The organism is Frankia sp. CcWB3 (assembly GCF_977927595.1).
Window position 1 is genome coordinate 1 of record NZ_CDWRCK010000142.1, and the last position, 11094, is coordinate 11094.

General features: G+C 74.0%; 6 protein-coding genes. All 6 read right to left on the reverse strand.

The features are described from left to right. Positions 1-1948: recombinase family protein (locus ACY5KJ_RS12255; RefSeq protein ID WP_462203390.1), on the reverse strand; the 1948-nt coding region annotated here is incomplete at its 3' end. Next, complete coding sequence (locus ACY5KJ_RS12260) at positions 1945-2067, reverse strand: hypothetical protein (RefSeq protein WP_462203391.1); 123 nt, start codon at positions 2065-2067, stop codon at positions 1945-1947. The genes ACY5KJ_RS12260 and ACY5KJ_RS12255, both read right to left, overlap by 4 nt. A gap of 179 nt (positions 2068-2246) precedes the next feature. Beyond that, positions 2247-2570, reverse strand: a complete 324-nt coding sequence (locus ACY5KJ_RS12265) for a hypothetical protein (protein ID WP_462203392.1) — start codon at positions 2568-2570, stop codon at positions 2247-2249. A 154-nt stretch (positions 2571-2724) separates the two neighbouring features. Further along, entirely contained in the window at positions 2725-4167 is a 1443-nt protein-coding gene (locus ACY5KJ_RS12270) for a hypothetical protein (protein ID WP_462203393.1), read from the reverse strand. Then, positions 4167-8663, reverse strand: coding sequence for a hypothetical protein (locus ACY5KJ_RS12275; protein ID WP_462203394.1), 4497 nt, complete (start codon positions 8661-8663; stop codon positions 4167-4169). Before ACY5KJ_RS12275 ends, ACY5KJ_RS12270 begins: the two co-directional genes overlap by 1 nt. Then, positions 8660-11094: hypothetical protein (locus ACY5KJ_RS12280; RefSeq protein WP_462203395.1), on the reverse strand; the 2435-nt coding region annotated here is incomplete at its 5' end. The genes ACY5KJ_RS12275 and ACY5KJ_RS12280, both read right to left, overlap by 4 nt.

An 11094-nucleotide genomic window follows, 5' to 3' on the forward strand; every position in this document is an offset into this window, starting at 1 on the left:
ACAGACCTAGATCCGCGAGCCACCACTCGTGTGCGCCGGGTGCCTCGTCGGGGTGGACGGGCAGTGGCCGGTGGTGGTGGGTGATCGGGTGTCCGGCGCGGCGCAGGACCTGGTCGACCAGTCGCCAGCGGATCGGGCCGTCATCGCGGGCGGGGCGGAAACCGTCGGTGTTGAGCTGATCGGCGATCTGGCGAGGATCCAGGCCGCGGCGGGTGAGCTCGATCACGCGGGCGGTGAGCTGGGGGTAGTAGCTGAGGTCTTCGAAGCGTTGGAGGAGGCGGCGGAGCACCCCGGTGGTGGTCATCCCGCCGGCCCAGCAGATGGTGACGTCGACCAGTTCGCTGCGGCCACGGACGGTGACGATGATTTCGTCGATGACGGCGCGGATGATCTGCTTGCGGTCGGCGTTGTCGGTGGTCGGTGCGTTCCAGAGGGTGGGCAGGTCGGCTGCCGCGGCGGCGATGGCCTGCTTGTCAGGGGCGGTCAAGGGCACGGGGGCGGTGTGCTGGAAGCGGTGCCAGTCCTCGGTGAGCTGCCGGTGGTGGGCCAGGGCTTGTTCCCAGTCGGCTTCCAGCTGGCGGACCACCAGGCGGTTCTCGGGCTCGGCCAGCTGATAGCAGCGGCGGGCGTGGTCCACGGCCTGCTGGGCACGTTCCAGCCGCTGGGTCCAGATCTTGTTCAGCGCGGCCCGGTCGGCATGGAGCTGTTCGGCTGCGGCGATGCTGACCTGTGCGGCGGCCGGGGTCAGCGCGGCCAGCAGCCGGGCGGTGATGAAGGTGTCCAGACAGCGGCCGCTGAGGTGCTGACAGTGCGGGCCGCCGTAGTCGGCGCCGGCTCCGGTGCAGTTGTAGCTGGTGCGGGGTTTACCGGCGTCGATGTGATAGGCCACCGTCATCCGGCGGCGGCATCGGCCGCAGCGCAGCAGCCCCGCCAGCAGCGCCGGGCCGTAGCGCACCGCGCCGGGCACGTCGGCGTGTGGCTGGTTCGCGGCCAGGCGGGCTTGGTTGGCCTCGTACTGCGCCACGGTGATGTAGGCGGGCAACGCGTCCTCGATCCAGGCCAGCCACTCGGCGCGCTCCATCCGCCGCAGCCCGGCCTTGGGATGCCCGGGGCGGCGGCGGGAAGGATCGACCCGCCGCCGCCCATACACGTAGACCCCGGCATAGATCGGGCTGCCGAGCATGCAGGTTAGGGTGGCGCGGGCTGGCCGTTTCCACACCAGCTCGCCCCTGTCGGAGCCCGAGCGGGCCCGGATCCCGATCTGGATGCCGTGTTCGACCAGGAAACGCATCACGCCCTGGATCGAACCGAGCTCGGCGAACTTCGCGAAGACCAGACGCACCACGGACTGCACCTGCTCATCGGGGTCCAGCACCGCCTCGCCCGACGGACGACGCCAATACCCCACCGGCAGCGCGATGGCCAACTCGCCGCGGCGGGCCTTGTTCACCCGCCCGGCCTGCATCCGCTGATTGATCAGATACAGCTCGGCCTCGGACATCGTCCCTTTCAACCCCAGCAGCAACCGGTCGTTGTACTCGGCCGGGTCGTACACGCCATCGACGTCCGCCAGCAGCGCACCACCGAGCGCGCACAACTCGATCAGCTGGTACCAGTCCTTCCCCGAGCGTGCCAGACGCGACATCTCCGTGCCCAGTACCAGCCCGACGTGCCCCAAAGAGATTTCGGCTACCAGCCGCTGGAACCCCGCCCGGTCGACCGCGCTCGCCCCGGACCTGCCCAGGTCATCGTCGATCACCTGGACCCGCGACGCCGTCCAGCCCAGCGCCACGGCCCGGTCCACCAACGCGTACTGCAACCGCGTCGACTCACCGTGCCCCAGCACCTGCCCGCGGGTGGACTGGCGCACATACACCACCGCCGGCCGGTCGGTATGGCGACAGGTCACCTTGCCGCCCGACCGCTCCCACGGCATCACCGTGGTCACCGGTCACTCTCCGAGCTCGGTGCCGCCGGGGCCTGCTGGTTCGCCGCCTCGCTCCGCGACGGCAGACTCTTGCGAGCGATCAGCGCCAGCCAGTACACCGCCGTCCGGCGATTGGCCACCGGCAGCCCCGTCCACAGACTCGCCACATCCGGCTCTGCCTGGATCTGGGGCGCCCGTCGTCTCCGCCGTCCATGGTGCCCCACCTCCTTGCCGGCCACGGGCCTGCAACCGCTCAACCACCTCGACCAGCCGCAGCAGCCCCTCACGCCCGATTGTCGGCCCCTGATCGGGTTCTTGGCTACTCACAGGTGCAGTCTGATGAACAGATGTCGATGTGCCAGTGCTGGCGGGCGAACAGCGCGAGTAATGTGGCCGGCGCCTGCTCGAAGGTAAGGCTGGTGATCCCGTAGGCGGTCTCGCGGGTCGCCGGCCTGCCTTTCACCCGGCGCCAGCGGTGGATACGGATCGCCTGGGCCGCGTGCGGGAAGTCGAGGTGGGCGACGGTGGCGGCCTTGATACCGCGGGTCTCGTCGCGGCCGTGGCCATAATGGATCAACCAGCCCCCAGCGATCATCGAGACCGAGGAGACGCTACCCACAGACCAAGCCGCCTGATGTCTCACCGGGATTGACAGGCTCCGACCCACCGCCACTACGCAAAGCAGCTGACACCTACCAGAAAGCCGTCGACCAACTCATCCAGCACGCCGGCCTCGCAGCCTGACCCGCCTACCCAGAACTTGACCCATCCTTCGCGGCTTCGCCCGCCCAAGCCTTCTAGCCTGGCGGGGCGTCCTCGGCCAGGACGTCGAAGCGGGTCGCTCCCGTGGGTGGGCGGAGGAACGGGGTGCGCTGGCGCTGGGACCAGAGGATCGGGGCGCCGGACGTGTCGCGCGCCAACCGGCGGCGGCGGGTCAGCGTGACGCCGATCGACGGGATCGTGGCTGGCTCGATCTCATGGACGGTCTCGCCGCCGGGACCGCGGACGCGCAGTACCTCGGCTGCGGCCGCCGGCAACAGGACCAGGTCGGGACCGGACGGGTCGGCCAGCCGGCGCTGCACGAAGCGGCGCCGGTCGTCGACCTCGTACGGGTGCCAGTGCACGGCCGCGTCCCGCCCGGCGGCGTAAACGTAGGACGCGGGCTCCACGTGCGGCAGCACGGACGCCGGCGGCTGCGCCGGCACCGCGTGGCCGTCGAGCCGCCGCTCGACCGCCCACAGCAGGTTCGCGTACTCGTCCAGGCCCAGCAGTACCTCCTCGACGGGCGTGACCGCCCGCAGCCACACGACCAGTGAGGACGGCGAGAGCCCGGAGGTCCGGAACAGGTACCAGTCTGGCGGCGGCGCCACCGCGTACGAGTCACCGAACGAGTCGGTCACAACCACCGAGGGCAGCGTGAGCACGGACCCGGCGGCCGCATCGACGGGGAACAGGAACCAGTCGTCGCCGTGCGTCGAAATCAGCTCCAGCAGCAGCGTGGTCGCGACGTGGCTGCTGTCCGGCGGGTAGCCGCCGATGTCGACCGCCGCGTCCTCAATCTCCCACCACCGGCTGTTCGGCGCGCCGGGGTAGTGCAACGCCACCGGGTACGCCCGCCGTTCGGCCGCCGCGGCGAGCGACACCGGCCCTGCGCCGGAGCCGGAGAACCAGTCGACCCGCCCGCCTCGGTGCCGCGGCAGCGCGAGCGTCGTGTCCCCTACCGGGAACTCGGCCGTGTAGACCAGCTCCGCCGGGTCCCACCGCAACGGCGGCACACCGGGAATCCCAGCGAAGTCCGTCGCGGTGAGCCCCAGCGGCTCGGGATCCCGCCAGGCGGCGAGCCCGTCGAGCGCACCGGCCAGCCCCTCATACGGCGGCGGCGGATCCACCAGCAGGTAGGCAGGGTCCACAGTAGACGGGTCGAGGTCCAGCGCAGCACCCACTCGCACCCGCCGTCCCAGAGTCCACCAGCTGTCCGTTTCGGACTCGACGAGCGCCTCGGCCGGCACCACCGTCGGGTCGCCGGCCGGGTCGTCCGGCGCGGGCTGCACCGGCGACGACGACGCCGAGAACGTCACGAGCACCGGCGTGGTCGCGTTCTCGCCCTGGTGCTCGCCCATCTGCCACTGCCGGGACAGGAACCACACCGGGTCGTGCACGCCCGCGGCGAAGCCGGCGGCCAGCGAGCGCCGGGTCGGGTCGGGCTCGATCCGGCGGTGGACGTCGTAGCGGTCGGCCATCAGAACGACGTCCCCTCAACCTTGAACCCGGTCTGCCCTGTGCCCTCGAGCAGGACTGTCGGCACCGCAGCCTGCAGCCCGCCGAGGTGCTCGGGCCGCCCGGCCCGCGCGTGCGCGAGCAGCCGGGTGTCCGCGAGCACCGCGACGAGCCCCTCGGTCGTGGCCCCCACCCCGTACGACGCCGAGAGATCGGGCGGCACCGCCAGCAGGATCGCCTGCGGCGGCCTCGCGGCCGGTACGTTGAACCCGAACGCGGCCGTCGTGGTTTGCCGGGACCGCGGCACCGACTCACTCCAGCTGTCCACGAGCCCGGTTGCCACCAGCACGTCGGGCTGTGCCGACCACACATCCCCGAGCCCGTATCCGGCGATGAACCGCGGCAGCGCCGCACGCGGATTCCCGCCCGGCGCGGTCCGCGAGGCCCGCAGGTCGGCCAGCGCCGCCGTACGCCAGTGGTCGCCCGGCGCGCTCGAGGTCGGTGCCAGGGACGGTGCATCCCCGACGAGCGCGGCGAGCTGCACGGCCTCCAGCCGGGCGACATGCGGCCGGACCGCCGCGACGACCGGCAGCCACTCCTCGTCGAGTCCCGGGTCGGCGGCGGCGGTCAGCCCGCTGAGCTCACGCAGCGTGCCGAGTGGCACTGCGGACAGCACGGCCAGGTGGCCCTCGGGCGCGGCGAGCTCGGCGATCGCGCGGCCGACCGGCTCCCGCGCGCCGATCGGCGGCGCGGCCTGCAGCCGCGCGGCGAGCGAGTCGTGGGCGCGGCCGGCGAGCGACGGCAGCAGCCCCGCATCGGCCGGCTCGACGCCGTCGAGCAGCGCGGCCAGGAACGCCGACTGCTCGGTCCTGCCGACGATCGGCGTGACTCCCCACCGCAGCGCCCGGCGCAGCGCCGCCACCCGGGACGGCGTGTCGGCCGCCGCGGCCAGCGCGTCTACCGTCCGCTGCGCCTCGTCGCGCAGCTCGGCGTACCGGGCGCGCAGGTCGGTGAGGATCGCGGCGTCGAGAGCGGCGACGCTGGCGGAGTCCTCGGTGCTCGCGACGTCGCTCGCGAGCGATGGCTGGCTGCCGAGCGCGCGGACGAGGTCGCGGGCGCGCCGCTGCCAGCCCGGCCCGGTGCCGCCGTCCGGCGGGGCACCCAGCCGATACGCCGCCATCGCCAAGAGCAGGTCCGGCGACAGCACGAGCGTGTCCTCCGGCGCGAGTCCGAGGTCGGAGAGCGTGACCGGACCCCAGGTCCACGCCGAGGCGGGACCCGTCGCCGCCGCGACCGCCGCGGCCACCGAGGCGTCGGCGATGAGTGCGGGCGCGACTCCGTCGCCGGCGAGCGGTGCCACGTACGGCACCGCGGCCACCACCGCGGACGTAAGCCCGTCGGCGGTCAGCGGGGTCTCGGTGAACGCGAGCGTCGGCGGCGCGCCAAGCCCTGCGGCGGCGTCCATCGCAGCGCCGGCGAGGTCCGCCCGGCCGGTCACGACCTGGTGCACGGCCTCCGCGACCAGCAGGTCCCCGTACGCGTCGAGTGCGTCCCGCAGCCCTTCCAGCAGCTCTCTCTGCGCCGGGGAGACCGGCAGCGGCGGCGCGGCGGACAGGAGGGCGCTCAGCGCGGCGAGCCCGGAGCAGACCCGGCCGGGCTCCGCCTGCCCGCCGCGCATCGGGAACTGCGAGCGCAGCGCGGCCACGTCGGCGTGGGCGCTGACGACCCGCTCCACCTGCCGGCCGAGCGCCTCGTGCAGGTGCGCTCCGACCCGGACCTCCTCGGCCATCTCCTCGGCGAGCCGGATCCGGTCGGACTCCAGCTGCATCGACCACAGGTCGCGGCCGGCGGGATCGGTGAGCCGGTCGGTGACCTGCTTGTCCCGCAGCACAACCGCGGTCAGCGCCTGCGCGTGCGACGGCGCGTGCAGCAGCCCGCCCTCGGTCGGGCCTGGCGTGCCGAGCATCGGCCCGTCCACCCAGCCGTACACGCCGAGCCGGAACCGGGTATCCGGCTTCGCGGCGAGCAGGTCGAGCCGGCGCGCCGCCATCCCGGTGAGCCACGGGTCGACGCGGTGGGTCGCGGTGTCCAGGGTGGACCGCAGGGCACGCTCCACGTCGGACAGGAGATCCGGCGGCGGCTCGCGGAGCAGCTCGTAGAGCCGGGCCAGGCCGTCGCGGTGCACCCGCAGCACGAAGCCGGCCGGGTGGTCGTCCGGGTCTCCGGGCGACCAGGCCTGGCCGAGCGAGCGCAGCAGCGTCGGGTTGACGGTCGAACCGATCTCCGGCTCCAACAGCGGGTCGCCCGAGCCGGCGTTCACGCGGGCCACCGCGGCGACCGCCAGCATCACCGAGTGCAGCAGCAGCCGGACGAGCAGGCTGTCGGGCAGCAGCTCGTGCCACGCCTCGACGGCCCGGTCCCACGGGCCGGGCCGCTCGTCGAGCAGCGTCTCGACCAGCCGCGCGAGGCCTTCCTCGACGCTCATCGCCGGCACCGGGTCGCCGTTCTCGTCGACCCGGCCGGGCTCGTAGAACCACGACGGCCACCGGGTCGGCGCGACCAGCGGCAGCGTGAGCCGGTCGGCCTCGGCCGCAGCGAGGTACGCCCGCGCCGGCTCCTGCCCGAGCAGGTTCACAACAGCGGGCTCCAGGGCGGCCCGCACCTCCTCGGCGAACCGGTCGGCCTCGACGCCAGTGGTCGCGTTCCACAGCGCGGCCCAGAGCGTGGCCGGGAGGAACAGCCGGTGCATGTATCCGGCGGAGACCGCGTCCCGGCCCAACAGCTCGAGCAGCCCGGCGGTGTCCGCGCCGACCGCGGTGCCGTTCCCGCGCGCGCCGGCGGCGAGCGCGTCCCGCAGGACGAGCAGTGGTGCAAGCATCCGCTCCTCGCACGCCGCGGACTCGCCCTCCTCCGCCGAGATCCGCCAGCCGGTCATCACCGAGGCGGGCAGCAGCCCGTACGGCTGCTCGGCGATTCGTACAGGCGGCAGCGGCCCCTCCGGCCGCAGGTGGTCCGCGGCCCAGGCGCCGAGCCGGTCGGCATCCTCGCGCAGCCCCCACACGTCGCACAGCTGGTGCCCCCACAGCGCCGGCCACAGGGCACGGACGAGCAGCTGGTCGAGGGTCCTCGCCGAGCCGGACACGGCCGGGAGCGAGTCGGGCGCACCAGTCAGCGGCCGTGCGAGCGGGTTGATCTGGATGCCCTCGACCCGGAACGCCGCGGTGTCCCGCCACTCCCCCGGGTCGGTGCCGAGGCTCGCGGCCTGCTCGCCCTCCACGGCGTTGGTCGGCGCGCCGAGCGGCAGCAGCGCCAGTTCGCCGGCGTCGGCCTGCGCCCGCAGGTGCCCGGCCGGGTCCTCGTCGCCGACCCCGACCACGTAGAGCACGCCGATGTCGTCCGGCCCGCGCCCGTCCGGCAGCGCGATCTCAAGGCCGAGGCCGACGTCCTGGGCGGCCTGCCAGGACACCCACCAGCGGTCGGCCTGCTCGACGACCGTGCCGCCGGCCTCCGCGTGGGCGCCGACCACGTCGAAGACCAGCGCCGAGGTGTCCACCGTGGACGATCCGACCAGCACGGGGTCGCTGGCGCCGAACGAGCACCACACCTCCAGCGACGGCGGGAAGCCGCCGACCCGGTTCGGCGGCGCGGTGTGCTCGGCGGCGTCCGGTGCCGCGACGGTCACCCCGCCGGCGCCGACCATGGGCGGGTACGCCCCCACAAGCCACGCTGCCCGCAGCGGCGCGACCTGCCGGCAGAACCGCTCCCAGGCCGGCGGGCACAGGTCGCGCGACAGCCAGTCCGACGGCGCGAGCGCGCGCTGCGCCGGGGTGAGGGCGTCCCAGGTGTCCTGCCACATCTGGGTCAGCATCTCGATCTCGACCGGGGTGGGGACCGGGTCGTCCCGGCGTATGGACGCCTCGTCCGGCACGACCCGCAGCAACATCGTCCACTGCGGACCGTTCTGCCGGAACAGCGTCTCCAGCCGTACGGGCAGTAGCACGCACACGTCCCGGACGAGCGCGGGCCGCTCGGTGACGGGCAGCTCGAGCCGGGTCCGAACGGCGGACGCCACCAGCGTGTCGAAAACGTCGGCGCCGAACCTCGCCTGCAGACTCGGCACGATGTCCGGCCCCGGCCGCTCCTGCCGGACCACCGCCAGCGCGGAGTTCACCAGTCCGGGCATCGGCGGCGCGGTCCCGGCGAGGGTGCGCACCGCGTCGGTGCCGAGCGCGCCGAGGACGTCGCCGGTGCGCGCCTTCGGCGGTCCCCACAGCCAGGACAGCACGGCCCGCTCGGCCGCCTCGTCAGCGAGCTCGCCGGCCGGCGCGCCCGCCAGCAGTGTGCGCTCGGCATCGATCGCGGCGGCGAGGGCCTGGACGGCCACCAGCTGCTGCTCCAGGTCCGCCCGCGAGTCGGGCGTGAGGTCCCCGGCTAGCTGGATCGAGAGGTCGGCGATCCGGCCCGCGGCGGTCCCTGCGGCGCTCTGCAGCAGGGCGTCCCGGCGCGATGCGTACGTCATGCCAGCCCCAGCCGCTCGAGGAAGTCGCCGTCGAACCCGACCCGGGTCGGCGTGTCGATGGTCGCGGCCGCGAACGCCGCTCCGGTCGTGGCGCCACCGCCGACCGGGTTCTCCACCACGTCCACCGACCGGAACCGCAGCTCCGACGGGGGCTCGTCCAGCACCAGCCAGAACTGGTCCAGTGTGGACGGGTCGACGTCGAACGCGAAGAACACGACGTCCGGCGCCAGCGCGCCCTGGAAGATCGACCCGAGAAACCGCCGGTCGGCCTTGTTGGCCGCGGCGTAGGAGAAGTCCGGCGTCGCCATCAGCGCGGCGTCCGCGGTCGGCGTGGGGCGGACGAGGTAGACGAGCGTGCGCGGGTAGCGCCGGAAAAGGTCCGTCCGGAACACGATCACCAGGTCCTGCTTGCCGGTCGTCTCGCCGGGCTGCGTGACCTGGTGCCCGAGATCGCCGAGGTCCGAAGCTGGTGGCCACGATTCGACCGGGACGATGTCCGCCTCCCGCTTCCCGGTCTCGAAGTCGACGTGCCCCCAGAACATCCGCAGCGGCGTGGAGCGCCGGTCGACCGGCATGTTCCGCCAGTGCATCTCGCCGTGCAGCTGGGTGTTCAGGCCGACCAGGTAGGCGTCGATGAAGGCCGGGTTCGTCCGCATCGCGACGACCGAGTGCTTCTGCAGCGTGCCGATCCCGGGCAGCAGCCACTCCTTGGCTCGGTCGCGCAGCAGCGTCCACGTCGGCAGGTCCATACCCACCGGCAGCTCCGGCGGCTCCAGCGTCAGCAGCGGCAGGCCGTTGACCCGGGACCGGACGCGCAGGATCGCCGGGGCGTCCGGACCGCGCGGGTCGATCGCCGTGCTCACCACCCTGGCCGCGCCGCCGAGGTCCGACGGCGCGCACTCCAGCACCGTGCCGCGCGGCAGCAACGGGTCGAGGAACCGGCGCAGGTCCACCACGTTCAGCCGGTGCTCGCCAACCAGCGGCGGATCGCGGCGCGGCTCGAGCGGCAGCTCATCGAGCGCCGGCAGCCCTTGCCGGCGGGCGATCTCGTCGACGTGCGGCAGCCCGGCCGGCACGGGAGACGGCAGCGGGCAGGTGTTCGCCGCCGCGATCAGGTCGGGCCGGGACACGAAGCCGGTCGCGGTGTGCCGCGTCCAGGCGGCGCCGCGGCGGAGCATCCGGCGCGCGGCGGAGGAGAACAACGCGGCCTCGAGCGGGCTCGCCGGCCCGGTCAGCGCGCCGAGCGCGGTCCCTGTCGGCGTCCGCAGCCGGCGCATCAACGGCGCGAACAGGTCGATCCGGTGTACGGGGTCGTCGGGGATCCGCCGCTCCCACAGCGATCCCGCCGCGTGCAGGCCCAGCGCGAGCTGGGCGACGAGGTGCCCGGCGAGCGGCAGCGCGCCGAGCTGGTCGGCCGCCGCGGCAACGAGCTCATCCTGCCACTCCAGGCCCATCCACAGCCCGAGGCCGGCCGTGCCGCGGAAGCGCGGGTCGGCGCTCAGCGTGTCTGCCCACGCCGACGAGCCGGTCACCCACGGCCGCCCGTAGTCCGGCAGGCTCACCACCCCGCGCCCGAGCGGGTCGGCGAGCGTCCGCGCCGCGGCCACGAACGCCGCGAGGTCCGCCCGCGCGGCCGCCTCCTCGGCGCCGTCGGGGTCGCCACCGAGGTTTGTGATCGCGCCGCGGACCTCCAGCGCGAGGTCGACCGGCCCTCTCCGGTACGCCAGCGGCGCCCGCCCCAGCCCCGTGGACGACCGAGCGGTGATCGCGAACGCGAGCGTCTCGAAGTCGCCCTCCTCGGCGGTCCAAAACCGCCACCAGTGCAGCACAGGCAGCGTGGACGGCTGCCGGCCGGCGGCGAGGTCCCACGCCGGCGCGCCCGCGTCGTCGAACGCGGGGACGACGACCGCCCGGTACTCAGTCTGCGGGTCCAGCCTGCGCGGAGAGAGGAGCCGGGACGCATGTGTAAGCCCGTCGTCCTGCACGTGCGCCCATGACGCGGACGTGGTGAGGTCGTGCTTCTCCAGCACCGACCGCCGCAGGATCGCGACTGTGCCGGAGTCCACCCGCAGCTCCTCGATCGTGCCGACGAGCACGACCAGCCACGGCGGCAGCACGTCACCGACGGCCTTGCGCGGCGTGTACCGCCACGGCAGGCCCGGGTCGGCGAAGTCGACGTGCACGAGCTTCGTGGTCTCCGCGTCCGGAGCGTCCGCCCGGGGCGCGGTCCGCGCGACGACCCCGGGCTTCAGCGCGGCGACATCCCGCGGCGCCACGAGGGCGAACGGCACCGCGCCGCCTGCGGTGTCCGGCCGCTGCCGGTCGTCCAGCCGGAGGTTGAGCGAGCCGACCAGCCGGCCGTCGTGCGGCGTGGGATCGGGCACCAGGTCGAAAAGCGGCGAGCGCTGCCAGCTGGTGAACGTCAGGTCGG

Coding starts and splice junctions, on each gene's coding strand:
- ACY5KJ_RS12270 (WP_462203393.1), bottom strand. CDS start 4,167: ATGGCCGACCGCTACGACGTCCACCGCCGGATCGAGCCCGACCCGACC.
- ACY5KJ_RS12275 (WP_462203394.1), bottom strand. CDS start 8,663: ATGACGTACGCATCGCGCCGGGACGCCCTGCTGCAGAGCGCCGCAGGG.